Annotated in this window: 20 protein-coding genes and 2 pseudogenes; 10 read left to right on the top strand and 12 right to left on the bottom strand. The window is 39.1% G+C overall.

Going from position 1 to position 23919, the window contains the following annotated elements; translation table 11 throughout:
- From PREBIDRAFT_RS03645 to PREBIDRAFT_RS03625, 7 genes and pseudogenes are all read right to left on the bottom strand, one after another.
- Positions 1 to 526 (bottom strand): transposase (locus tag PREBIDRAFT_RS03645; RefSeq protein WP_004339230.1); only part of this gene is annotated, 526 nt, incomplete at its 3' end.
- Between the two features lie 128 nt (positions 527 to 654).
- Entirely contained in the window at positions 655 to 1593 is a 939-nt protein-coding gene (locus tag PREBIDRAFT_RS03640) for an IS30 family transposase (RefSeq protein WP_004339227.1), read from the bottom strand.
- A 153-nt stretch (positions 1594 to 1746) separates the two neighbouring features.
- Positions 1747 to 1872 carry a hypothetical protein gene (locus PREBIDRAFT_RS11370; protein ID WP_244864330.1) on the bottom strand — a complete coding sequence of 42 codons (126 nt, stop codon included), beginning with the start codon at positions 1870 to 1872 and terminating at the stop codon, positions 1747 to 1749.
- 58 nt (positions 1873 to 1930) lie between these two features.
- Positions 1931 to 2128: pseudogene (locus PREBIDRAFT_RS11000) on the bottom strand (rhodanese-like domain-containing protein); the annotation flags it as partial.
- 573 nt (positions 2129 to 2701) lie between these two features.
- The gene (locus tag PREBIDRAFT_RS03635; RefSeq protein WP_004337359.1) at positions 2702 to 3442 is read right to left on the bottom strand and encodes a peptidylprolyl isomerase; all 741 of its coding nucleotides are present in this window, start codon (positions 3440 to 3442) and stop codon (positions 2702 to 2704) included.
- Positions 3443 to 3639: 197 nt separating this feature from the next.
- Positions 3640 to 4476 (bottom strand): DnaJ domain-containing protein, encoded by an 837-nt coding sequence (locus PREBIDRAFT_RS03630; RefSeq protein WP_004337358.1) that lies wholly within the window; start codon positions 4474 to 4476, stop codon positions 3640 to 3642.
- 73 nt (positions 4477 to 4549) lie between these two features.
- Positions 4550 to 4996, bottom strand: coding sequence for a type I restriction enzyme HsdR N-terminal domain-containing protein (locus PREBIDRAFT_RS03625; protein WP_004337357.1), 447 nt, complete (start codon positions 4994 to 4996; stop codon positions 4550 to 4552).
- Between the two features lie 144 nt (positions 4997 to 5140).
- On the opposite strand from PREBIDRAFT_RS03625, the gene holA reads away from it, so the two are divergent.
- The 4 genes from holA to PREBIDRAFT_RS03605 all read left to right on the top strand — a co-directional run bounded on the left by holA (position 5141) and on the right by PREBIDRAFT_RS03605 (position 9266).
- Positions 5141 to 6169, top strand: a complete 1029-nt coding sequence (gene holA, locus PREBIDRAFT_RS03620; RefSeq protein WP_004337355.1) for a DNA polymerase III subunit delta — start codon at positions 5141 to 5143, stop codon at positions 6167 to 6169.
- 898 nt (positions 6170 to 7067) lie between these two features.
- The gene (locus PREBIDRAFT_RS03615; protein WP_004337354.1) at positions 7068 to 7508 is read left to right on the top strand and encodes a helix-turn-helix domain-containing protein; all 441 of its coding nucleotides are present in this window, start codon (positions 7068 to 7070) and stop codon (positions 7506 to 7508) included.
- A 48-nt stretch (positions 7509 to 7556) separates the two neighbouring features.
- A complete protein-coding gene (locus PREBIDRAFT_RS03610; protein ID WP_004337353.1) occupies positions 7557 to 8333 on the top strand; it encodes a dihydroorotate dehydrogenase electron transfer subunit in 777 nt (258 codons plus the stop codon).
- A gap of 24 nt (positions 8334 to 8357) precedes the next feature.
- Entirely contained in the window at positions 8358 to 9266 is a 909-nt protein-coding gene (locus tag PREBIDRAFT_RS03605; protein WP_004337352.1) for a dihydroorotate dehydrogenase, read from the top strand.
- A 257-nt stretch (positions 9267 to 9523) separates the two neighbouring features.
- Here the strand turns inward: PREBIDRAFT_RS03605 and PREBIDRAFT_RS03600 are convergent.
- Positions 9524 to 10824: pseudogene (locus PREBIDRAFT_RS03600) on the bottom strand (IS1380 family transposase).
- 161 nt (positions 10825 to 10985) lie between these two features.
- On the opposite strand from PREBIDRAFT_RS03600, the gene PREBIDRAFT_RS03595 reads away from it, so the two are divergent.
- From PREBIDRAFT_RS03595 to PREBIDRAFT_RS03585, 3 genes are all read left to right on the top strand, one after another.
- Complete coding sequence (locus PREBIDRAFT_RS03595; RefSeq protein WP_004335522.1) at positions 10986 to 11810, top strand: hypothetical protein; 825 nt, start codon at positions 10986 to 10988, stop codon at positions 11808 to 11810.
- Positions 11811 to 11960: 150 nt separating this feature from the next.
- Positions 11961 to 13130, top strand: coding sequence for a replication initiation protein (locus tag PREBIDRAFT_RS03590; protein WP_004335525.1), 1170 nt, complete (start codon positions 11961 to 11963; stop codon positions 13128 to 13130).
- 23 nt (positions 13131 to 13153) lie between these two features.
- The gene (locus PREBIDRAFT_RS03585; protein WP_004339219.1) at positions 13154 to 13858 is read left to right on the top strand and encodes a hypothetical protein; all 705 of its coding nucleotides are present in this window, start codon (positions 13154 to 13156) and stop codon (positions 13856 to 13858) included.
- 396 nt (positions 13859 to 14254) lie between these two features.
- On the opposite strand, the gene PREBIDRAFT_RS03580 is transcribed toward PREBIDRAFT_RS03585, so the two are convergent.
- Positions 14255 to 15118, bottom strand: coding sequence for a patatin-like phospholipase family protein (locus PREBIDRAFT_RS03580; protein WP_004335531.1), 864 nt, complete (start codon positions 15116 to 15118; stop codon positions 14255 to 14257).
- Positions 15119 to 15382: 264 nt separating this feature from the next.
- Here PREBIDRAFT_RS03580 and PREBIDRAFT_RS03575 point away from each other — a divergent pair, with 264 nt between their 5' ends.
- Both PREBIDRAFT_RS03575 and PREBIDRAFT_RS03570 read left to right on the top strand, forming a co-directional pair.
- Positions 15383 to 17668, top strand: a complete 2286-nt coding sequence (locus tag PREBIDRAFT_RS03575) for a GH92 family glycosyl hydrolase (RefSeq protein ID WP_004335534.1) — start codon at positions 15383 to 15385, stop codon at positions 17666 to 17668.
- Between the two features lie 77 nt (positions 17669 to 17745).
- Complete coding sequence (locus PREBIDRAFT_RS03570) at positions 17746 to 18495, top strand: nucleoside-specific channel-forming Tsx family protein (protein WP_004335536.1); 750 nt, start codon at positions 17746 to 17748, stop codon at positions 18493 to 18495.
- 84 nt (positions 18496 to 18579) lie between these two features.
- On the opposite strand, the gene ligA is transcribed toward PREBIDRAFT_RS03570, so the two are convergent.
- Together ligA and PREBIDRAFT_RS03560 are read right to left on the bottom strand one after the other, a co-directional pair.
- Positions 18580 to 20616, bottom strand: coding sequence for an NAD-dependent DNA ligase LigA (ligA, locus tag PREBIDRAFT_RS03565; protein ID WP_004335537.1), 2037 nt, complete (start codon positions 20614 to 20616; stop codon positions 18580 to 18582).
- A 9-nt stretch (positions 20617 to 20625) separates the two neighbouring features.
- The gene (locus tag PREBIDRAFT_RS03560) at positions 20626 to 21030 is read right to left on the bottom strand and encodes a (deoxy)nucleoside triphosphate pyrophosphohydrolase (protein WP_004335539.1); all 405 of its coding nucleotides are present in this window, start codon (positions 21028 to 21030) and stop codon (positions 20626 to 20628) included.
- 144 nt (positions 21031 to 21174) lie between these two features.
- Here PREBIDRAFT_RS03560 and nhaD point away from each other — a divergent pair, with 144 nt between their 5' ends.
- Positions 21175 to 22560, top strand: coding sequence for a sodium:proton antiporter NhaD (gene nhaD, locus PREBIDRAFT_RS03555; protein ID WP_004335541.1), 1386 nt, complete (start codon positions 21175 to 21177; stop codon positions 22558 to 22560).
- A 128-nt stretch (positions 22561 to 22688) separates the two neighbouring features.
- On the opposite strand, the gene PREBIDRAFT_RS03550 is transcribed toward nhaD, so the two are convergent.
- Complete coding sequence (locus PREBIDRAFT_RS03550) at positions 22689 to 23897, bottom strand: DUF5074 domain-containing protein (protein ID WP_004335543.1); 1209 nt, start codon at positions 23895 to 23897, stop codon at positions 22689 to 22691.
- Positions 23898 to 23919: the final 22 nt, after the last annotated feature.

The following is a 23919-nucleotide window of genomic DNA, read 5'->3' as shown; positions in this document are numbered from 1 at the left end:
CGTCCTCCAACAGGTTGGAATCCGTTGGATAGCGTACCTCTGCGTCGCAGCATGTGGCGTCAATCTTCATCGTACCGCCGTGATCGTTGCCGTCCTCGTCGGTGTATTCCTTCTTCGGCTTGCTCTCGTCTGTTTCCGCCAGCATCAGGGTCAGCATGTTGAAGAAGTCATGGTCGAGTCGCTTGCGGACAAGGACGAACAACTCTGGCACGAATACCGGCTTTTCCGTAAACTTCTCAAGCCCAAGCAGGTATTGCATGTAGGCATTCTCCTGAATGGCTTGGATGGTGTTCTCATCGCTCAGTTTTTCCACATGCTTCACGATTAGCGCTCCCACCACCATGCGGGCGGGCTTGTTGCCGGCACCGTTGTGGCTGTTCCTCAGACGTTTGTTGTATTCCCTCTCTATCCTGTCCCAGGGAAGGTGGTCGGCCAGCTTGACCCAACGGTTGGATTTGCTCAATCCCGAAAGTGACTCCTGAAGTTCAAACAGGTCGTGACTGAGATATTGTGAGTAGTATTTCATCTCGATTCTTGAATCGTTTTAACATCCAAAGGTAGTCATTTTGGACGAATTGACCAAATTTTATACAACATAAATAGTTGATTGTCATATAGTTAAGATTAACGCAGAGTCAACCAGCAAGTGCAAAATTACAAAAGGTGCTTAAAGAACTCGCACTTTGGAGTAGAAAAGTTTAATTTTTCTCTTGGTCTTTCGTTCAATTTCTTTTGTATGGACATAATTCTCTTGTCCGTATAGTTATCAAACGAATCCTTTTTAGGTATATACTGCCTGATTAATTTATTTGTATTCTCAACAGTTCCCTTTTGCCATGAACAATATGGGTCAGCGAAGTACACGGGCACGCCTAAGTATTTGGTGATGTCCTTATGTGCCGCAAATTCAGGTCCGTTATCTGTTGTAATTGTCTTCAGGCTGTTCTTGTATGGCAGCAGTAGTTTCCTAACCACCTTTGCCAGAGGCTTTGACTGCTTTCCAAATGGCAGTTTCTGCATAAGTAGCATATTGGTGGATTTCTCCACCAGTGTGAGTATGGCATGCTGGTCAGGGTCTACGATTAAGTCCATCTCAAAATCTCCGAATCTCTTCCCGTCAACTTCCTTACTTCTTTCATGGATACTCATCCTGTCCTTTATTGGAAGATGTCCGCCTTTGGGACAATGCCTGTATTTCATCTTATGCCTTGTGTGTTTTGCAAGTTTCCCTGTTGTGTCATTGTGGATGATGTTATAGATGGACTGGTGGGATACCTCTATGCCCTCATTCATGCGCAGATACCCTGATATTTGTCTTGGAGACCACTGGTCGTTGGTAATATATTCTTTAATTCTCCAAACTAATTCGTCGGAGAGTTTGGCGTTAGTTACTGTGTTCTTCCTGCACTGCATAGCCATATCATGCGCCTTCGGCCAGATATACTTTCCAGAAGGCGTGCTATTGCGTTTGATTTCACGTGAGAGTGTTGACTGACTAATACCGACGATGTCGGCAATTTCTTTTCTCGCTGTTTGCTTTTGGAGTAAGGCAAAAATTTGCGACCTTTGCTCCGAGATTAATTGATGATACATAAACAATACAAAGTTAGTTAATCTTTGGGAGACAGAGGTCTCCCTTTTTTATTTGTATTGCTGGTTGTTTCTTTTTCCTCGCCGAGAGAGAGATGCAGACAACCTCTCGCTACGCTTCGGGAACGTCTGCATCTCTCGGTGAGGGCTACTCTTTTATTGCACTTCGTTTTGGAACTTGCACATTTCACTACAGTGCATCTCTTCCAATTGTTGTTCACCCTTGGGGGGTAATGAGAAGTGCATCTGTCGTTTATCAATTTTATCTAGTTTGCGCTTAATAAGTCCCTTATTTTCAACGGAAGTGATGATCTTTGAAGTGTTTGAAGGAGTTTACTGTACTATACGTTTTATATCCGCCTGATAGATTACGAACATCCTTAAAACCAAGCCCGATGAGGATGCGTTGTGCCAAATATCCACGTAAACCAACGGCACAGAAAACAATAATAGGATTATCTGTAGACACCTCATTGATTCGTTCACGCAAATCGTCTATAGGTATATTGATGGATCCTGCGATAAATTGCTTTAAAAATAAAAATCTATTTTATTGGTTACCAATTTCTTAAAAATAGCAATTAGTGTCTTATATTGGTATGGTCGGGGAGGGGGTATTGGAAGTGTAAAAAACATTTACAGAAAATGTTGGGCGATATAATGTTTAATATAGCTGTAACTATATGATACAAAAGGCTTTACAAAGAGGTGATGTTTTACGGTGCAAAAGGTGATGTTTTGTGGCTCAAATGATGATGTTTTAATGAATAAAAGGTTATGAATTGCAAAGCAAAAGGTCATTATTTGAATTGCATTTATAAAAATATTTTACATACCATGCAAGAGGATGGGCAATTATTAATGTAATAAGAGGTCGTCCATAACAAACATATAAGGGCAGGTTATTATTAATTATGAATTCTCAATTGAATGAAATTCTCAATTCGTATAGCGTTAGCCTTTTGTTCTTATGTCTCTTATTGAATTGAGGGTTTGTTAGTTGTCTTAAAATAATTGTTCCCCCACCTTTTTCTTGCTGTGTCTGTGGTGGGGGTAGTGTTATGAGATGTTAATATGTAGCTTATCTATATTCTTGGAAGAAAGAGTACATTTATAGCACTTCTATCTGTATTGTAATATCATCTAACGGGCGATCATTACGGTCGGTTTCCACACTTTGAATGCGCTCAATAATGTCTAGCCCTTCTTCTACTTCACCGAAAACAGTGTACTGATTGTCGAGAAACGGAGTACCACCAAGAGTAGTATAAGTCTCTATTTGTTCGAGAGAAAAGACGGGCTTCCCCAGCTCTTTACTTTTTGCTTTAGCTTCTGCAATGAGTTTATCTTGTAGTGCTTGAAGCCCTATACGGTTGCGGTTACGGCGCAGATCCATGATTTGATTGCGATATTGTTTGGTTAAACCGTTGAACACATCTTGCTCTTGCTGCATTGCCATTTGTTTCTCTATCTGTTTTAGCTCGCCATTGCTGTAGGTTTTACCCCAAACTATGTAGAATTGGCTACCGCTACTCTCGCATTCAGGGTTGACTTCATCGCCTGTGTGCGCCGCACTCAACGCACCCCGTTTATGGAAAAGTTGAGGATAAACAAACTCGGCAGGGATGGTATAATCTGGACCACCTGTGCCAAGCATCTTTCCTTTTGGAGCATTTCGGCTATTAGGATCGCCTCCTTGTATCATAAATTCTTCGATGACACGGTGAAAAATAGTGCCATTGAAATAGCCTTCTTGCGCTAATTTTAGAAAGTTATCACGATGTTTTGGGGTCTCATCATAGAGGCGAACAATAATATTGCCTTCTGGGGTTGTAATTTTTATTTTTGCCATTGGTTCTTGTTGATATTCTTGTTCAATTGAGCATCTTATTTCTATTGCGAATTGATTATAGAGGATTGAAAAAAGTTATGAGTAAATGATAGTGAGCCGTTTTTTCAAGAGGTTTAATACTTTTCCGCTTCATTCTAAAGAATAAAGTAAGAAGGGGATTATTAATACTCAATTTTCCATTTTCAATACTCAATTTTCTACATTTTTCTTGCTTTATAAATAGCCTCTTTTGCTGCGTTGATTTCCTGAAATTTCTCTTCAGCAGCCTTGCGAATATCTTCTCCAAGCGATGCTACGCGGTCGGGATGATGTTTGAGAGCCATCTTGCGATAAGCAGCTTTTACCTCATCATCAGTGGCAGAGGGGAGGATACCTAGTACTTTGTATGCAGCGACGAGGTTATTTTGCGGCTGTGTATTGCTTTGATTATTGCTATATGAGTATCCCATATTGAGCATTGACTCTACATCTTGCAGGGTAAGATTGAGGTGGAGCGCAATGTCGTTGAGGGCTAAAATTTCTTCAGAAGAAACAGAACCATCGGCTTTAGCAATAGTTACTAGATAATTGAGCAGTTGGAGGCGTTGTCCCTCGCTCATGTGGAATGACATTTCAACGCAACTTCTGTGGATGGTTTCTTTGAAAATAGGCATACCCTCTTGGTTCATCTTTTCGAAGAGCTTTTTAAGAATTTCCTCACCTTGTGGTACTGCGTTCTCACCGAAATTATGACGAAGGAAATTGCGTACATATTCCATTTCCGAATGCATTACCTTACCATCCGCCTTTATAATATAAGAAGAGAGTACAAGGAGAGAAAAGAGAAATGAGTTTCGCGTTTCTTCAAAAGGTGCTTCGTTGTAGAAGTTTGATGAGGAGTGACCATTGGCGTCATACTCATTCGATCGACTATCTGTGCCTTGCGAGGCGTCTGACATTAAACTTCCAACGCAATAACCAGCCAATGCGCCTAATATATTTCCGCCAGAAAGTATCCAACCAAGGGCGGCACCAATCCATTTTCCTTTTGCCATTATATAGTTTTATAAAATTATTGATAGAACATCTTTTACAATAAATGTGCCAATCTTTGTAGTGTTTACTTTGTTAAATACTTTCATAAGTAGGTATGTCGTCTAAATATAAATATTTTTTACTATCATAATCAAACTTACAAACGTATATTTCTATACCATTTGTTACAATAAGATAAGGTACATGAAGGAGGATGTTATAACTGAAAATTTGATCGAACACTTTCTGTGTAATGGAGATGTTGGGAGCTTTGTATTCGATAATCATTCTTGGTTGTAGGTTTGTATCATAGAGAACACTATCTGCTCGCATCTTCTTATCGCCAAGATTAAGACTTATTTCATTAGCTAAAAGACCTTGTGGATAGTGTTTTTGCTCAATTAAAAAATGGATGAAGCTTTGCCTTACCCATTCTTCAGGTGTTAGCGTTATGTATTTTCTGCGGAGCATGTCGAGGATATAACGCTTTCCGTTTTCTTCTTTTATGGGGAGATGATTAGATAAGAAGTTTGCCTTCATTGTCTTGCTAGATTATGCTATATATAATAAGGTGGGATAAAGTGAAACGGAAATTTTGTTTTCTGTCCAATTTCTATTATCTTTGTATCAAGGTTGAGTACAAATATTAGTTTCAACCATGATACAAAGATAAGAAAAAACGCAATGCCAGCAAAGTTAGATGCCATATTTCAGCGTGTTATAGCCGATTTGAAGGCGAAGAAATATGCTCCGTTTTACCTATTAATGGGAGAGGAATCTTATTTTATCGATAAGATTTCAGACTTTATAGCCAACAATGTACTTGAACCAGAGATGCGCGATTTTAACCAAACGATTTGTTTTGGTTCGGATGTTTCGTGTGCGCAAGTGGTAGATATGGCAAAGCGTTACCCTATGATGGCAGAACATCAGGTGATCATTGTAAAAGAGGCTCAAAACGTGCGGTCGCTAGAACCATTAGAAAAATATCTCAGTGGGCAGTTGGTAAAATCTACGATCTTGGTGTGGTGTCATAAGAATGGTTCTATTGATGGTAAAAAGAAAATTGTGAAATTAGCCAATGCTGCTGGTGTCGTTTTTGATAGTGTGAAATTGCGCGATTATCAGTTGCCTATCTTCATTCAAGAATATCTTGATGCGAAAAAGGTAACAATAGATCCTAAGGCGAAACAGATGGTAGCCGATGCCGTGGGGGCAGATCTGAACCGATTGACGTCAGAATTAGACAAGGTAATGATTTCTCTTCCAGAAAATGGTATGATGATAACACCTGATATCGTGGAGAAGGAGATAGGTATCAGTAAAGATTTTAATGCTTTTGAACTGAGAAATGCCATTGTTCAGAAAAATATTTTTAAAGCAAATCAGATTATCAAATACTTTGACAATAATCCAAAGGCTGGGTCTTTATATTCGTTTCTTCCTATGCTTTTTTCTTATTTCCGCGATTTAATGATAGCACATTATATTCCTGGGAATAACTCGGAAGATGCACTTGCTGCTGGTTTGGGATTGAAGAGTAGGTGGGGGGCTAAAGATTATATGATAGGGCTTCGTGCTTACTCTGCTCGTAAGACAATGGATATATTAGGAAAGGTACGTGAAATAGATGCAAAAAGCAAAGGCTTGGATAATCCTAGTACTGGTTCTGGTGATCTGATGAAAGAGCTTATCTTTTTTATTTTGCACTAATAGGATCGTTATCTTGAAATTGGACATTGCGCTTTTGATAATCAAAAGCGTTTTTATATCTTTATTTTTGTGTGATGTTATTGTAATAGGGTGGTTTTTAATACGGCTTTAGCTTTATTATTGCGGTAAGAATAGAAATAGAGAGCTATAAATTTCTATTTCACCTAGTTTTGAAAACCTAAATTTTAGGGTTTATCTTTTGATAATTAAGCTTTTAAATAAAAAATATCCTTCTATTTTTCGCATATTTACAGCACACTCTTCCCTCCGCTTTAAATATCAAAATTTTAGAGAAAGTAAGACTAAAAAATAGGGGGTAATTTTGTTTTAACTTCCTTTATGACAATCAAAAGAGGCTTATACGTTTGCAAATGTAGTTGCATTTAAGAGATAAAATATAATATTTAAGAAATAAAACTAATATTATTTGTGTTTGTGTTTTTAAAGTTTGCTCTTTTGAAAATAAAATAATAAATACCCCTTCTTATATGAATATCTTTTCATTATTTACAATATAACTATAATATGCTTATTCCTAGTATATTATAGATATATTGTAAAGCTAAACAAAGACTTTTGTTCAGCCTTGTAATTGATCTTGCGTATATCTGGGGTTAATATTGATTTATATATATAATATAATATGCTGTATATCAATAGTTTTATTTGTTTTGTTACAGTTTATTCTAGGGGGCATTTAGACTTGTAGATTTTAAAGGTCGAAATAAGCAGATTTTCTTGTAATTTGTGTATTTACAATTTAAAACTTTAAATATAAAATTTATAATTTCGTATTTAAAAGTTTGCGCAAATATATTTTGATTATTGAATTTTTATATTTACTTTTGTAAATCAAAGTAAGGACACCATTTTTTTAGAATATAGTGAGGTTTTAAGTATGAAAGATAGAATAAAACTGCTTATGGAGCATCAGCGAATGACCCAACAAGACTTCGCAGGATTTATAGGAATATCGCCGGGAGCATTAAGTAGTATTTTTAGTGGTAGGACAAAGCCAACTCTTAATACAGTGGAAGCCATTCGAGGGAAATATCCAGAGATTAATCTTGACTGGTTAATGTTTGGAACAGGTCCTATGTTCTTAGATAATGAATCTTCTGCTACGGATAATGATAAGCCAAGCAAAGGAGAAGAACTTTTGCCTTTCGATACGGTTTCGCCTACTTCTTTGGACACACAAACACCAAATGTTCTTCCTAAGAATTGTTCAGAGGTACGAACAGAGGTGAAATATATTGACAAACCTGCTCGTAATATAACCGAAATACGTATCTTTTTTGATGATCAAACATGGGAGACCTTTGTTCCTAAGAAGTAATATTATCAAGTTTTTCGTATCTTTGTATTTAAATAATGAAATTCAAAGATGAAAAAGTTTCTCTTAGATCTTACAGTAACATCGTTTGAGCAATTAAACGATAGGTATTTCTTGATAAAACTATTTAGTGATGTACCAATGCCAGAGGTTGCTCCTGGGCAATTTGTTGAAGTAAGGGTCGATCACTCTCCTGCCACTTATCTACGTCGTCCTATTTCTATCCATTTTGTGGATTATGATAAGAATGAGCTTTGGTTGCTTATTGCGAAAGTGGGTGAAGGAACTAAAACGCTGTCTTATTTAAAAGAAGGCGATAAGCTAAACTGCCTCTTCCCACTCGGTAAGGGCTTTAATATGGAGGATGTCAAAGGTAAAAACATTCTTCTTGTGGGTGGAGGTGTTGGTGTTGCGCCAATGTTGTACTATGGGAAACTGATAAAAAAGCAAGGAGGGTATCCAACTTTTCTCTTAGGTTATCGTACGAAAGCAGATATTATGCAAATGGTAGCGTTTGCTCAATATGGTGAAATATGTATCACGACAGAAGATGGCACAGCAGGCGAGAAAGGTTTTGTAACGCAGCATTCTATTTTGAATAAAGTAAAATTTGATCGTATAGCCACTTGTGGACCTAAACCAATGATGATGGCTATAGCACAATATGCTAAGCAGACACAGATACCTTGTGAGGCTTCATTGGAGAATTTAATGGCTTGTGGTTTGGGCGCATGTTTGTGTTGTGTGGAAAAAACCATTGACGGCAATCTTTGTGTGTGCAAAGAAGGTCCCGTATTTAATATTGATCGGCTACAATGGTATTTCTAGTTTGTAAATAAAAAAGATAAGGAAATGGCTAAATTAAATGTAAATATTTCTTCGCTTCAACTAAAGAACCCTGTTATGACAGCAAGTGGTACTTTTGGATATGGACTAGAGTTTGCCGATTTTGTACCTTTAGAAGAGCTTGGAGGTATATTCGTAAAGGGAACAACGCTTTATGCTCGTGAAGGAAATGATTACCCACGAATGGTTGAAACTGCACAAGGTATGCTCAATTGTGTGGGACTTCAAAATAAGGGTGTTGATTACTTTTGTAATCACATTTATCCAGAACTGAAGGATATAGATACCAATTTTATCGTCAATGTTAGCGGGGACTCTCCTGAGACGTATGCTGAAGCTGCTGCAAAGATCAATGAATTGGATAAGATTCCTGCTATCGAACTTAATATTTCATGCCCAAATGTAAAAGAGGGCGGTATGTCGTTTGGTGTTACTTGTGCTGGAGCGGCATCTGTAGTGAAGGCTGTTCGTGTCCATTATAATAAGACTTTAATCGTTAAGCTATCTCCAAATGTTACAGATATAGCAGCCATAGCTCGCGTTTGCGAAGATGAGGGTGCTGATAGCGTGTCCTTAATTAATACCTTAATGGGTATGGCTATTGATATCGAACGTCATCGTCCTAAGCTGAGTATTCGTACAGGAGGGCTTAGTGGTCCTGCTGTTAAACCAGTGGCTTTACGTATGGTATATGATGTAGCAAAGGCAGTAAAGATCCCTGTTATAGGCTTAGGAGGTATCTCTACGGCTGAGGATGCTATAGAATTTCTTATGGCTGGAGCCTCGGCTATTCAAATAGGAACAGCCAATTTTGTAGATCCTACAGTATCTATAAAGGTACGCGATGGTATCAATGCGTGGCTTGATGATCATGGATGTCAGTCGGTAACAGATATTATAGGTTGTGTAGACTAAAATATATCTAAGGTTTTTAAGTAAAAAAGTTTGGAGGATTAGGTTTTAGTGTTTACTTTTGCAGCACTTTTTAATAAGGCTGTTATTAACCTTAATTCCGCAGTATTTTTTCTTGTGAGAAAATTTTATATGTTGAGGTGTCTTTTGGGGACTCTATATGTTGATGTGAGGTGCTTCGGTGTTTCTTGGTTTTTTTCTAAGCATAAAATCCCCCACCCAAACCAATGGGGAATATTAAAACCACAAAGAAATACTGTTTATTCAAGGAAGACTTCTGAGTAGTAGGTTTTATTTGTATATAGGTTCAGAACGTGCTGCCTTCCAGTGCGCACCCATTTTGCTGGTACGCTGACGAAATGTAGGATAAAGGCTTTCAGCCTACTTGTCTTTTTCAATGGCTTGACCTTATCGCTGATATGACGGACGAGATAGAGATAGAAGTTCTTCAGCATGGCGGTAACCATCATGAAAACCATGTTCTCAGCCATAAAGGAAAAGGGCAGATGTGACCAGCCGAAGTCATTGTTCTGTATGTCGAAGTTCTTTTCGCTTGCTCCACGTTCATTATAAAACGTAATGATGTCTTTCTCGGTAGACACCCAGTCGTTGGTGAGGATACAGCGGTATGTGTATATTACTCCGAACATATCCGTCTGCTCACTGCCATCCTTGCCTTTCAAAGGCTACGCTGTACGACGAGCCTGTATGACTTTCCTTCTATCAAGCTGTCTATGCTGATGGATGTGACATCGCATTTCTCATAGCCAACCTCAACGTCTTTCCATTCCTTCAACTGTTGGAAATTCTCGTAGCGACTGCCGCAGTTGGCAGCACGAATGTAGAACGTGTTGCAGCGCTGCTCTACGGTTTGGATGATTTCCTTTGAGAACGACCCGCAGTCAGCACGGAAACGCTCTATTACCACACCAAGTTCTGAGGTTACACGGTCCATAATGCGACGGAGCGTGTCCTCCTGATGGAATTTCACATTGGTGTTTCCGTCACGGTTCTCACCTCCGACTATGATTCCCCCAATGGAAGCCCAACCAGGAAAATAGCCAAGGTCCTGCTTATAAGAATACTTAGCATCGAACTTGTGGGCTGGAACGAACTGGTGGTCAAAGTCCAGGTCAACATGGCTGCCCACCTTTATAAGCCCCATTCTCCGTATCATCCGTAATAGTAAGGTGTTCAGCTTCTCTGCCGTGTTGAAACTGTAAGACTTGCCGGAGATTTCGCTCTTGTAAATAATGTTCTCTTCAGCAAGCTCCTTCAGTCCGCGCCCAACTGTGTCGGCACCGGGTAACAGCGTATCAGGTCTCTGCTTGAACTGCCCTATAAGTGCATTGATGTCCTCAAGGCATTCTCCACCACAAAGGTAGCTGAAGAAGAGAGAGCCGAAAATACTTCCATGGCTGAATGCCTTGCCGCTACTTCCACGTTTGCCCAATACGGATTCGGTAAGTTTTTCAAAGCCCAACTTTGAGAAAACGTCCATAATGTGATAAATTCCACCGAAAGAAGTGATATTCTCGTTTTTAATTGCTACCTTTGTCATGTCAGATATTTGCTTACTTGTTATGTTTACAGCACCAAGATAGGTGAAATTTCTGACATATCCAAGTGTTTTGAGAACTTTGTTTCTCAGGCACTTGGAGTTCTTACAAGAATTTATGCTGCGGAATTAAGGATTAATAGAAAAATATAAGAGGAATAGATATGAATAGACAAGGAGAGGCACTATCCTTAAAGAGTTTAACAAAGAGTACTGTTTGGGATATACAGGAAAGTGATGTTTTCCGTCTTTGGGCGCAGGCAGAGCGTAATGGTGATGTAAAGGAAAACTGGTGTCATTATATGGACGTTATAAAAAGTGCTTTTATTATTGAAGAGGTAAAAACCAATAAACCAGAGATACTCGCTAAGTTTGAAGCACGTGGATGTCAAGTGGCTGAAGTTCATATTGACGAGGGTACAAGCTTTAAATGGGCCATTAAGAAGAAGCCTATTTTGCGTACCACCGATCTTACTTGGGAGAATATCGGTCATATTTCTGCACGTAAGCTTATTGAGGTTCTTGAACGCAACTTTGGTGGTGGATGGGATAGTCTCCCTCAAAGTGTACAAGATATTATCAATAGTGCTTTCGACATTAGCACAACAACCTTACCTGTTGATCGTTTGAAAAAGCCAGGTGGTTTATATCACCAGAAGTTAGAAGATGGTTATGAGGTCTTAGAGGTGGCTAAAGGTACTTGGGTTGAAGCTATCTTTGCTAAGGAGAAGCCAAAACTAGAGCTGTCAAGCACTAAGCTTAAGTTGGATGAGGATCTTGATGATGATCGTTTAAGCGATGAGGAAGATGATGATTTAGACTTGAATGATGATGACGAGTTGACCGAGAAACGCAAATCGGATGATGATGAAGACGATGGCTTTGATGAAGATAAGTTGACAGAAGAAAGCTATCGAACTACATTTGATACTAGTACAGATGATCTTGATCTACAAGCTAGCGAAGTAAATGACGAAGAAGATTTCTAATTCTGATTATAGTATAATTGTAAAGGGGTTACGCCGTGATGGTTGTAGCCCTTTGCCATTAGTTTTAAGATAAACTCATCTTTTGCCTTAGTTATCTTTATTTTTACAAAAAAAACACTATCTTTGTACCATTGAAGCTATTTTAAAAGCATGGTAAGAACAAAGGCAACAAGTAGCGAAGCAAAGCCAGCTGCCAAGAAGACAACAACAAAGAAGAAAGGTGCTAAAGCTAAAAAAGCACCCATAAAGCGCACAATATCAGATGCTCTTATTCCAATAAAAGATGAGACATGGCTTATACAGCCTATTGCTGTAACTATGATGCGCTATGACTATTCGCTTATTCAAGTGCGAATACTCGTTTCTATTGTTGAAAACTTGCAAGCTATCCTACTTGGAATATTAAATAATAAGCAGAGTGCTCAGCTCGATTTGTTTCAAACAAAGGAGCTGGATGAAGATGGTCGTATGCCTATCAAGCTGCCTTTTAAGGAATTAGGAGTAGATCCTAATCACTATCCAGAGCTTCGAACATCTCTTAAAATGTTAGCTTCTTTACCTGTAGAAATACCTTATAAGACCACAGAAGGTAGAAAGTACACAAAATATACCAACCTTTGTGATGTCTATATTCCACAAGATAGGTCTTATAACAAATATGCTATTCTCAAGCTTAATCGTGCTGTTGCAGAACGTTTAGTTTCCCTTGACCTTGGTTATCATCGCTTGGGAAAGCAGATAGTTTTTGCTTGTAAAAACAAATACACGCAACGCATCTATATGTTTATAGAGTCTTGGGTAAATAAAGGACGTACTGTTATAAAGACAATCGATTTCCGTAAAATGCTTCGTTTGGAAGATAACTATAAAAAGTTTTCCGATTTCTGCCGTCGTGTTCTCGATCCTGCTATGGCAGAACTTAAAGATATGGCTGGTAAAGGATATTGCGATTGCTACTTTGAATATGAAAAGAAATACGATCATGGACAGAGAGGGGGAGAACCCGACGAACTTATTTTTACTATTTTCAAAGCTAATAACAATGTAAGCGAGCAGTTGGCAGCTATGTCAGAGGCACAGCGTAGCCAGTTTAAGTCAATGTTAATCAAATACTTTGAGTTTGATGCTGACAGAGCACAACAACTTGCCAATCGTATAGATGCGGAGTCTTACCAGGAAGCTATTAGCAAGTTGATTGATCTTCGCGAACGTTTCCGCAATACTTATATAAAGGATAAAGCAGCTTATACCTATAAGAGTTTAGACGAGTTGCTAAAGCAAAAAGAAGGTGTAACAGCAGAAGCTGTGGTTATAGATTAGTTTTTTAGGATTTTTGTGTGCGTATGCGATTAGAAAAAATAAGCAAAGAACGTGTAGCTTCGGCCATAGTATATGGATTTTTTCATAGTTTCTTTTCAGGCGAAATGGACGCATTGTACCCTGATAGACGAAAGTTTGATCCTAAAGAAATAAAAAACTGTGTATCTGATTGTTATGAACAACTCAATACTTATTTCATTACAGCCGTTTTTCCTTTGTTTATTCGTCTTAATTACAATGATTTAGACGCTGTTATAGCAGATATGGAAAAGCGCCATTTCTCTAACAATACATCTCCCAAGCTACTTTTACGTTACGCTTGTGGTTCAAAGGCTGTTTATGATGCAGTAAAGACAGAATATAAGCAGCATTTGTACTATCTTTTAGAAGGCAAATTCCAAACGCCAGCAGAATACCTTGAAGTATGCAGACCGTATAAAGGTGATGAAGAAATTGCTGTGATTGATGCCATTAGAGCTATGGCTCGTGTGCAGATGCAGGCATACGCTATGGGCATAAAACTTTCTAAGGGCGAGATAAAGACATTACATCAAGCTACTATTTATCGCTTGATGATACAAGGTATGATAGTATTATTGCATGAAGAAAATATTGTTTTCGAAGAAGAAAACCTAGAAATGATGTTTCGTAAAGCATGCCTTAACTCTGATAATTTTGAAGTTTTAATGAACGAAATGAACCAAGCTTTTGAAGACTTAGCGCAGTAATATTGCTAAATATGGAAAAATTAAAGATATAAGCCGACATTTAGTGCTTAATATTCGACCTATAGATCTAATTTTAGCGATGCTCTCTATAGGATCTCTATATTTCAATGTCAGTGTACCGAAAGAATGGTGATTGATATGAAACGAAAGAGGTTGTCGAATACCACGATCAAACCTATCGCTTTGAGGTGTACTCCTATCTGTATTCGACTGCGTGATGTTTCAAAAATAGGTCTGTCCTCTTTCTTATCTGTTAGTGGGTAAAGCGAGAGCATCCCTCCACTATCGGGTGCGCAGTGGTGTGATGCTCTCTACAAAAGCTTATTCGCTGTTGTTAAACAACTTAGCCTTTATCTTGTAGCGGCTTGTAAAGTAATAGAGTGGAAAGCGAAAGATTTATTCTGCCGAACTTCCCGAATTATAAAATGTTTTGAGTTTTTCAAGACATTCTTCAGCAGCTTGGCGCCCTAAGTCGTATGTTTGTTGCATTACCTCTGGTTTATGGCAAAGATGCTCGATTGGGAGCTTTGTTTTCGGTCGGATAATGAAAGTATTGCCCTTTTTAGTCTCTTGTTCGAGATAAGCCAACTGCTTGTTGTACATAATATGGCGCTTGCGCATAACTCTTATCATGCGTGGGTAACGATGTAGCCACAGCCTTATCAGTGGCATAAGCTTATTAGGTTGTTTCTGATACCCTTTTGGCTGAGTGGCAACAACGATATTTCGTTCAAATCCCTGTTCTTGAAAGAAAGCTAAAGGGATAGAGTCTGACACGCCCCCGTCAAGATATTTCTTTCCGTCTATGTTGACAACTTTTGCAAATAGTGGCATAGAAGCAGAGGCGCGGATGTATTCTAAAGCCGTGTGATCTATCTTGTCAATGCGTTGATAATGCGCTTTTCCAGTACCAACATTGGTGCATACTACCCAAAACTCTTGTGGATTATTATCGAAAGTTTCAGTATCAAATTTATCAATATAAAACGGCATATAATGGTAAGCATATTCGCCACCAAAGTAATCGCCAGTGGTGAGGAGCGAACGGTAGGACGCATAACGCCAATCGTGTGCCAGATTTTTATTGTAACGGATAACGCGTCCTGGCTGTTTGGAAATGATATTACAGCCAAAGGCTGCTCCAGCCGATACACCAATGATCCCGTCAGGATGAATATTGTTCTCCATGAGCACATCCATAACCCCAGCAGAGAATAATCCTCGTAGTGCGCCACCTTCTAAAACTAGTCCTCTTTTCATTTCTTATTTGCCTCTCTTTGCCTTAAATTTTATACAAATCTGTCTTCTATATATTGTTTATCATGTCTAAAGATATTATGTTATTATGTCTTGCCATGATATACTTTGTTATGCAAAAATACAGATAATTGTCTTATAATTTGCTGTTTAACTTCAAAAGATTGTGCTTTTAACTGGGAATTTAGTACCTTTGTATTATAAAAATAACTAAGTTGAAACAAGTATAAATAGTTGCTGCTGTTTTACTTACATAAAAACCTACAAATGAAAAAGATAGCATTTATAATAAGCTTTGTATTGACAATTATTATAAACGTTTGCGCTCAAACTCCTGTTGACTATGTAAAAACCTTAATGGGTAGCGCTTCTAAACCATCACTCTCTACTGGCAACACTTATCCTGCTATAGCACGTCCATGGGGTATGAACTTTTGGACACCACAAACGGGTAAGATGGGTGATGGATGGGCTTACACTTATAATGCTGATAAGATACGTGGTTTTAAGCAAACACATCAACCTAGTCCATGGATCAATGATTATGGACAGTTTTCTTTTATGCCCGTTGTAGGGACAAAGCATTTTGACGAGGAGGGTAGGGCGAGTTGGTTCTCGCATAAAGCAGAGGTAGCTACACCTTATTATTATAGTACCTACTTAGCCGACTATGATGTAACAACAGAGATAACCCCTACATCGCGTGCTGCAGTTGTGCGTATTACTTATCCAAAGAGCAAGGAAGCCCACTTTGTGCTGGATGCCTTTGATAAGGGATCATACGTGAAGATAATGCCAAAAGAGCGTATGATCGTTGGTTATACTACAAAGAATAGCGGTGGTGTGCCTGATAACTTCAAGAACTATTTTGTGTTGAAGTTTGATCACGACTTTACCTATACCGCTGTGCAGCGTGATAGTACGTTACTAGAAGGAAGGCAAGAGCTAACAGCCGATCATGCTATGGCAATTGTTGGTTTTAATGTAGAGCGTGGCGAGAAGGTAAATGTTAAGGTAGCTTCATCGTTTATTTCGGTTCAACAAGCAGAGGTAAATCTTGCAGAAGTAATGTCGCAGAGCTTTGATGAGGTAAAGAATGCTAGTAAAGAAGAATGGAATAATATTCTTGGACGTATTGCAGTGGAAGATGATAACATCGACCATTTGCGCACATTTTATACCTGCTTATATCGCTCTACACTCTTTCCACGTTCCTTGTATGAGATAGATCAGGCAGGCAAGCCAATTCATTATAGTCCTTATAATGGTAAGGTGCTATCTGGTTATATGTTTACCGATACAGGTTTTTGGGATACTTTCCGCTCGTTGTTCCCATTGCTCAATCTCGTTTACCCTTCTATGAATATGAAGATGCAAGAGGGATTAGTAAATGCTTATAAGGAAAGTGGCTTCTTACCAGAGTGGGCTAGCCCTGGTCATCGTGATTGTATGGTGGGTAACAACTCGGCTTCTATCGTAGCTGATGCTTACTTAAAGGGTTTACGTGGTTATGATATTGAAACCTTATGGAAGGCTGTAGTATATGGTGCTAATGCTGTTCATCCACAGATTAACTCTACGGGACGTAAGGGCTTTGAATATTATAATAAGCTGGGCTATGTGCCTTACAATGTTGGTATTAAGGAGAATGTAGCACGTACTTTGGAATATGCTTACGACGATTGGTGTATTTATCAATTGGGGTTAGCACTAGGTAAGTCGGCAAAGGAGCTGAAACCTTTTAAGGCACATGCTATGAATTATCAAAAGGTATTTGATAAGGAAACCAACTTGATGCGTGGTCGCAACGAGGATGGAACGTTTCAAGCACCTTTTAATCCATTTAAGTGGGGTGATGCGTTCACCGAAGGTAATAGTTGGCATTATACATGGAGCGTGTTCCACGACCCTGCTGGCTTGGCTAAGTTAATGGGTGGCGAGAAGGTTATGGCACAAATGCTAGATAGCGTATTTGTTGTTCCTCCTGTTTTTGATGATAGTTATTATGGATTTACTATTCATGAGATACGCGAAATGCAGATCATGAATATGGGCAACTATGCACATGGTAACCAACCTATTCAGCACATGATCTATCTTTACGACTATGTTGGCGAACCTTGGAAAACGCAATATTGGGTAAAAGAGGTGATGGATCGACTTTATACCGCTACTCCTGATGGTTATTGTGGTGATGAGGACAATGGTCAGACTTCTGCTTGGTATGTATTCTCTGCACTTGGTTTCTACCCAGTTTGTCCAGGAAGTAACCAGTATGCTTTGGGCGCACCTTACTTTAAGTCGGTGAATATAAAGCTTGAGAATGGAAAATCAGTGAATATAAAGGCAAACAACTATCAACAGACCCACCGCTATGTAGACAATATGCTTGTAAATGGAGCTGTTTACACAAAGAATTATATAGATCATAGCTTATTAATGAACGGTGCAAACCTTGTGTTCGATATGTCAGCACAAGCTAATAAACAGCGTGGAGTAGAAGCAAGCGATCGTCCTTATAGTTTCTCTAATGGTGGAGTGATAGCAAAATAGCATAGTGTTCTAGTATTTCGATAAAGCTTAATTCGATTTTTATATTTCTAATAAATAAATGTAATTAAAAGCACCAGATGAAAAAGTTTTTTTCTCTCGTTATTGCCTTGATGGCAATGACAACAAGTATGCAAGCTCAGAATGTGCAGTTGCATTATGATCTCGGTCATAGTCTTTATGATGATTTGTCAAATCGCCAGAGCGTAACCACTACTGTAGAGATGTTTAAACCAGATAAGTGGGGTTCAACTTTCTTGTTTACCGATATTGATTATAAGAAGGATGGTACTATTGGTGCTTATTGGGAGATTGCAAGAGAGTTCAATCTAACACAGAACAAGCAGTGGGCTGCACACGTAGAATATAATGGTGGTGCAGGTACTGGAGAGGCTGAGAACGGCTATTTTGGTAATCGTTATCAGCATGCTTTCTTAGCGGGTGGTGCTTGGAATTGGCACTCACAGGATTTCTCAAAGACATTCTCTGTACAGCTTATGTATAAGTATTATTTTGTTAACCATCACACAGGTTATCGTCCTTTCAGTGGTTTTCAGCTTACAGAAGTATGGGGATTGACCTTTGCAAAGGGACTTTGCACTTTCGATGGTTTTGCCGATTTATGGTATGATCCTAATGTAAATGGTAAGCTAATCTTTCTAACCGAACCACAGTTTTGGGTAAATATGAATAAACTAAAGGGTTGGGATAAGATCAATCTATCTCTTGGTACAGAGGTAGAGATTAGCAACAACTTCGTTTGGAATAATAAGGGAAAGAATAACAAGTTCTATGCTATCCCTACTATCGCTGCTAAGTGGACTTTCTAAGAAGGATATATTAAATAAAAGGAGTTATCTACAGATTTTTTATCTCATAGATAACTCTTTTTTTTTACGATTTAGCTAGAACGGCTAGTTGCTAAAATTAGCCATAAAATCATCCTCAGATAGGATCGGGATGTTTAGTTCCTTTGCTTTCTTATTTTTCCCAGAAGTGCTTTTCACATCATTATTGATAAGGTAATGGGTGCTTTTCGATACACTTCCCGTTACCTTACCACCTTCGCTCTCAATATAAGCCTTTAACTCATTACGGTTTTTATAATGATGAACATCACCTGTAATGACAAAGGTTAAGCCTTGACATAGGTTGCCTTTTGGCTCTGATGAAGTTTGACTAACGGTGAGTTCTTGCAAGAGGCGTTGTAGTTGTGCGTAGTTGCTATCGTCTTGCATCCAGCCTACAAAGCTAGCACTTTTTTCTGGTCCAATACCATCTATTGTGGAGAATATTTCCTCATTGTTTGGTCTTGGCTCTTCGAATAATGACCTTTGAAGGGTGGGTGATACCATGTTTTCACGACTCTTATTGATCAATTCCTCCAAAGGATAAGCTGAAAGCAAGCGTGTACATACATCTTTACCTACTAAAGGTATGCTTAAAGCGAAAAGTAACTGTTTAGCTTCCACTTTACGTGATTTCTCTATAGCTGTAAGAAGATTGTCGCAACTCTTCTCGCCAAAGCCTTCCATGTACTTTAGCGCCTCAGCTTTTTCTTGTAGATGAAAAAGATCGGCATACTCGGATACCCAACCAAGATTGATAAACTTCTGTACAGTTTGCTCAGACAGACCATCAATATTGATACCTTCTTTCGATACAAAGCGCGCAAACTTCTTGAGTTGTTTGGCTGGACAATGGTGGTTGGTACAGTGGAGGGTGCGCGTTCCACTAGCCTCGCTCTCAACGATTTGGGTGGGTTGATGACAAACGGGACATGTTGTAGGTATGGTAAAACTGCCCAAACACTCGGTAACACTGATCACTTTGGGGATAATCTTATTGGCTTTAATCACCATGAGCTTTGTGCCAGCATCACCAATACCGAGTCGTTCGCATTCAGAAATATTGCAGAGGCTAGCACGTTTTACGGTGGTGCCTTCTAGCTCTACAGGCTTGAACACAGCCACTGGCGATATTGTAGAGGTGGCACACGACCATTCTATATATTCCAATGTCGTCTCTACGCTTTCATCTTGCCATTTAAAGGCAAAGCCTGCACGTGTGGCATGGTGTCCCGTTACCGATCCTGTCGCAGCATATTCGGTGTCGTCATAGGTTATCACTAAGCCATCAACAGGGTAGGGCTGTTTGTCTTTTCGAGTAGTGTCGGTAACGCGGAGTGTCCAAGTTGCGATTACTTTCTCAATGTTTTCTGCCGTTGGTAGAGTAATAAGTTCGCGTTCTACCGTGTTAAAGCCTAATTTGTCAAGGAAAGCCATTCGATCGCCCCACGAGATAATCTCCTCATCGGTGTGTACAAGTGAGAAAGGTATCCAGCGCAGATGACGTGCTTTTACCTCGTTGATATCCTTTAGTGTGAGCGATCCTGAAGCTAGATTACGAGGGTTGGCATATTCCTCTTCCGACTCAAGGTTGAATTGTTCGAAGTCGGCATAGCTTATTACGGCTTCTCCACGGATAACAATGTGTCCGTTAGCTTTTACCGTAGGTAAGATATTATCAATAGCAGCAGCTAAATGAGTAATATTAGTACCAATGTGTCCATTGCCACGTGTTACTACTTTTGTCAGTTTACCATTATCGTAAGTTACGACCAATGTTAAGCCATCTAGCTTCCATGAAAGCCAAATAGGACGTTCTTCTGCCCACTTTGCTAGCTCTGTCTCACTCTTTGTTTTGGCTAGTGAGAGAGCCGGATATTCATGTTCCTCTTTCTGCCCTTTGAGTTTGTCTGCACTAACACTATTGGTAGGGGAGTTTGGAAGAACCTCTCCAAGTTCTTCTTCAAGAGCCTTGAGACGGTCGAAGGCTGCATCCCATTCAAAATCAGTCATGGCTTCGCCCTTACCATTATAATAAGCATCAGAAGCTTCATTCAGTTGCAGGACGAGTGCTTCCATTATTTTATGTTTATCTTCTGTCATTGTTTATTGTTATTGGGTATTGAGAGATAGAACCTTGATGAGCTGCTCGTCGGCAGCAGTCCACTGAAGTGTTAGTAACTCCTCGGGGAATAGCCATTTAGCTTCAAGATGTTCCAATAGTTTATAGTTCTTATTATCAGCCGTGCAGGCAAAAGCTTTTAGTGCGATGGTGAAGTCGGGATATTCATAGATTATTTCACCTATTTCTTCTCCCATAGTAATTTCCCAATCAAGTTCTTCTTTTATTTCTCTTCGCAATGCTTCTTTTGGAGTTTCGTTAGCTTCAACTTTTCCTCCCGGAAATTCCCAATGCTCGGCTATATAGTGTGGACCTTTGCGTAAACGTTTTGCACAAAAGGTCTTACCTTCCATTTTGACAACTGCACATGCTATATTAATAACCTTCTTTTTCATAAGCTATCTTTTAGTTACAAATATACAATAAAAGCATGAAAAAACTTTGCTAGTAGCTTCAAATTTAGCCTCTATTTAGGAGTCTTATATTATCTTTTGTGTAACTTTGCCTCCGAATAAAAACTTAAATGTTTCATATAATTTATGTCAACACTTACTATTTCAATTATCGTTGTGTTTGTGATGGGGTATATGCTCATTGCAACCGAAAGTCTAACTAAGATCAACAAAGCTGCAATAGCGTTGTTAATGCTTGCAGCGTGCTGGATTTTGTATATGGTAGACCCTGCTCAATTTATCCAAGTTATGCATCCTGATGTAAAGGTTGCTGCTGATGCTGTGATGTCGTTTGGCAATAAGCTAATCGTAGAACATCTTGGCGATACGGCTACAACCTTGTTTTTCTTAATGGGGGCTATGACCATAGTGGAGATAGTCGATCAGAATGGTGGCTTTAATTGGGTGAAGAATGTTATGCAGTCGAAGTCGAAGCGTGGCTTGATGTGGAAAATAGCGTTTATGACTTTCGTCCTCTCTGCCATCTTAGATAATCTTACCACGAGCATTGTTATGATTATGATTTTGCGTAAACTCATAAAGTCGCATGAGGACAGAATGATTTATGCTTCATTGATTATTATTTCTGCAAACTCTGGTGGAGCTTTCTCTCCTATTGGTGATGTTACCACTATCATGTTGTGGAATAAGGGATTGATTACCGCTGCAGGCGTAATTAGCGAGATCTTTATACCTTCACTCTTGTCAATGGTGATCCCTGCGTTGGTATTGCAGTTTATGTTAAAGGGTGATATTCTTGTAGATGTAGCATTAGAGAAAGGCGGAAGTGCTGATAGTAGAGATGAATTTTCTGGTGGCGAGCGCAAACTTATCTTTGCTATTGGTGTAGGTGGCTTGATGTTTGTTCCTGTGTTCCATACTTTAACAGGTCTGCCTCCATTTATGGGTATTCTTTGTGTGTTAGGTATTTTATGGACAGTAACAGAAGTGTTGTATCATCGTTTACACCGTAAGATTGGTGGTAGTGAGGACTTTGCAAAGCGTGTTAGCAATTTGTTGAGTCGCATTGATATGTCAACCATTCTTTTCTTCCTCGGCATTTTGATGGCTGTAGCTTGTTTGGAAGAGGTTGGAGTACTAGAGCAGGTAGGTAAAGGATTGAATGTAGCTTTCAGTGGTAACCACTATGCAGTAACAGGTATTATTGGTGTACTTTCATCGATTGTCGACAATGTACCATTGGTAGCTGGTAGTATGGGTATGTATCCTGTAGTTCCTACAGGCGATATGGCAGTAGATGGCATCTTCTGGCAGTTGCTAGCTTATTGTGCTGGTGTAGGTGGATCTATGTTGATCATCGGTAGTGCAGCAGGTGTTGTGGTAATGGGCTTAGAAAAGATTACTTTCGGTTGGTACATGAAGAAGATTTCTTGGATAGCTTTCATAGGCTATATTGCAGGTATTGCTTCTTATTGGGCTATTCGTACTTTTATCTTTACCACTCCGCTATAAGAACAATTTAACAAATGACAGATCCTTGCTAAGTTTATAATTTAGGCTTTATATAATATAGTAAAGGTGGGAGATATTGCTTCTTGGGCAATACTCCCACCTTTTAAACTGTTTGATAAAACACTTCCTTATTTAGGGAGGAAGCAGATATGTCCTGGACAAACGCCCGATGTTTCTATTGAATAGAGGTATCTACCTTGCATATTGTAAACAAGAATAGCACCTCCCGCAGTGAAGTTTCTTGCGTCCATAATGTAGATATGTTGGTTCATAGGGTTGATGTATAAACCGTGTGGGGTTGCGATAGAATGTGAAGTTTCAATGTTCTTGATAGGCTCGTCCTTTACCTCTTCCATTGTATTGATGTCGAATGCACCATACAAACGCTGTCCATTCCAAGGCGTAGCACAGTAATATACCTTGTCGCCAGCAAAGTCAAAGTAAGTTACACCGATTTCGTGAGTATGGATAGGGGCATCATTTTTTATAATAACGATACCCTCATCGTTGGGCTTATTGTAATCGCCTAGACAGTTAACCCATATTTTTCCAGTTTTGTCAACGGCTACATGTGAAGGGTTTTCTAAACGTAATTCAATATCCTTTGCTTCCTTTGTAAATGTTTTCAAGTCAATAATGCTGAGTGTTTTGCCATATTTGCCCTCTGGAGAATTAGCATATCCGCCACTGTTAGCAACATAGAGCTTTCCATTGAGGACAGCTAAGCCTTCTGGTTGATAGCCTACAGCAACCTTAGCTGTTATTTCAAATGTTGTTTCATTAATCTTGTATACGAGTCCTGGTTCGGTTGTTTTACCTGTTATGCCCGCAAAGGATGTAACGTATATAAAGCCATTATCATAAGCTAGGCAGCGACAGTTAGGTACTTGTATGTCCTTTTTGATAACCTTACCAGTGTTAGTGTCGATAACCATCACAACGCCCGACTGATTTAATGTTATCCACACCTTACCATTTTTGTAAATAATATCGTTACCAGTATCACCAATGTGCTGAATATCTTTAGAGAAATAGCCATTAAAATATACATTGTCATAGAATTTACCAGTCGTAAAGTCAAGATAGTCGAGTGTAGCATTGTTCTTCATCCACTGCCCTTCGTTGAGCATGTACATTCCTTTATAGTCGCCAGTGGCTATTTCCTTAGTTTGTAGAAAAGGTATTTCTACTGGTGGTTCTGTTTTTTTCCCACCAGGCTCTGTTGTAGGGTTATCGTTGCTACATGCCGTAAAGGTCATAGCGAGAGCCGTTATGAGCGATAACCCTATAGCTTTAGGTACTAGCGCAAATGCGCGTTGTTTGTTGAATGTAAACATAATTTTATTATTTTAGTATGAA

The sequence above is a fragment of the Prevotella bivia DSM 20514 genome, from assembly GCF_000262545.1.
In the GTDB taxonomy this organism is placed as follows: Bacteria; Bacteroidota; Bacteroidia; order Bacteroidales; family Bacteroidaceae; genus Prevotella; species Prevotella bivia.
The sequence above is the reverse complement of the archived record's forward strand: the minus strand, read 5'-3'. Positions and strand labels throughout refer to the sequence as shown.

Coding starts and splice junctions, on each gene's coding strand:
- PREBIDRAFT_RS03640 (WP_004339227.1), bottom strand. CDS start 1,593: ATGTATCATCAATTAATCTCGGAGCAAAGGTCGCAAATTTTTGCCTTA.
- PREBIDRAFT_RS03635 (WP_004337359.1), bottom strand. CDS start 3,442: ATGGCAAAAATAAAAATTACAACCCCAGAAGGCAATATTATTGTTCGC.
- PREBIDRAFT_RS03630 (WP_004337358.1), bottom strand. CDS start 4,476: ATGGCAAAAGGAAAATGGATTGGTGCCGCCCTTGGTTGGATACTTTCT.
- PREBIDRAFT_RS03625 (WP_004337357.1), bottom strand. CDS start 4,996: ATGAAGGCAAACTTCTTATCTAATCATCTCCCCATAAAAGAAGAAAAC.
- holA (WP_004337355.1), top strand. CDS start 5,141: ATGCCAGCAAAGTTAGATGCCATATTTCAGCGTGTTATAGCCGATTTG.
- PREBIDRAFT_RS03615 (WP_004337354.1), top strand. CDS start 7,068: ATGAAAGATAGAATAAAACTGCTTATGGAGCATCAGCGAATGACCCAA.
- PREBIDRAFT_RS03610 (WP_004337353.1), top strand. CDS start 7,557: ATGAAAAAGTTTCTCTTAGATCTTACAGTAACATCGTTTGAGCAATTA.
- PREBIDRAFT_RS03605 (WP_004337352.1), top strand. CDS start 8,358: ATGGCTAAATTAAATGTAAATATTTCTTCGCTTCAACTAAAGAACCCT.
- PREBIDRAFT_RS03595 (WP_004335522.1), top strand. CDS start 10,986: ATGAATAGACAAGGAGAGGCACTATCCTTAAAGAGTTTAACAAAGAGT.
- PREBIDRAFT_RS03590 (WP_004335525.1), top strand. CDS start 11,961: ATGGTAAGAACAAAGGCAACAAGTAGCGAAGCAAAGCCAGCTGCCAAG.
- PREBIDRAFT_RS03585 (WP_004339219.1), top strand. CDS start 13,154: ATGCGATTAGAAAAAATAAGCAAAGAACGTGTAGCTTCGGCCATAGTA.
- PREBIDRAFT_RS03580 (WP_004335531.1), bottom strand. CDS start 15,118: ATGAAAAGAGGACTAGTTTTAGAAGGTGGCGCACTACGAGGATTATTC.
- PREBIDRAFT_RS03575 (WP_004335534.1), top strand. CDS start 15,383: ATGAAAAAGATAGCATTTATAATAAGCTTTGTATTGACAATTATTATA.
- PREBIDRAFT_RS03570 (WP_004335536.1), top strand. CDS start 17,746: ATGAAAAAGTTTTTTTCTCTCGTTATTGCCTTGATGGCAATGACAACA.
- ligA (WP_004335537.1), bottom strand. CDS start 20,616: ATGACAGAAGATAAACATAAAATAATGGAAGCACTCGTCCTGCAACTG.
- PREBIDRAFT_RS03560 (WP_004335539.1), bottom strand. CDS start 21,030: ATGAAAAAGAAGGTTATTAATATAGCATGTGCAGTTGTCAAAATGGAA.
- nhaD (WP_004335541.1), top strand. CDS start 21,175: ATGTCAACACTTACTATTTCAATTATCGTTGTGTTTGTGATGGGGTAT.
- PREBIDRAFT_RS03550 (WP_004335543.1), bottom strand. CDS start 23,897: ATGTTTACATTCAACAAACAACGCGCATTTGCGCTAGTACCTAAAGCT.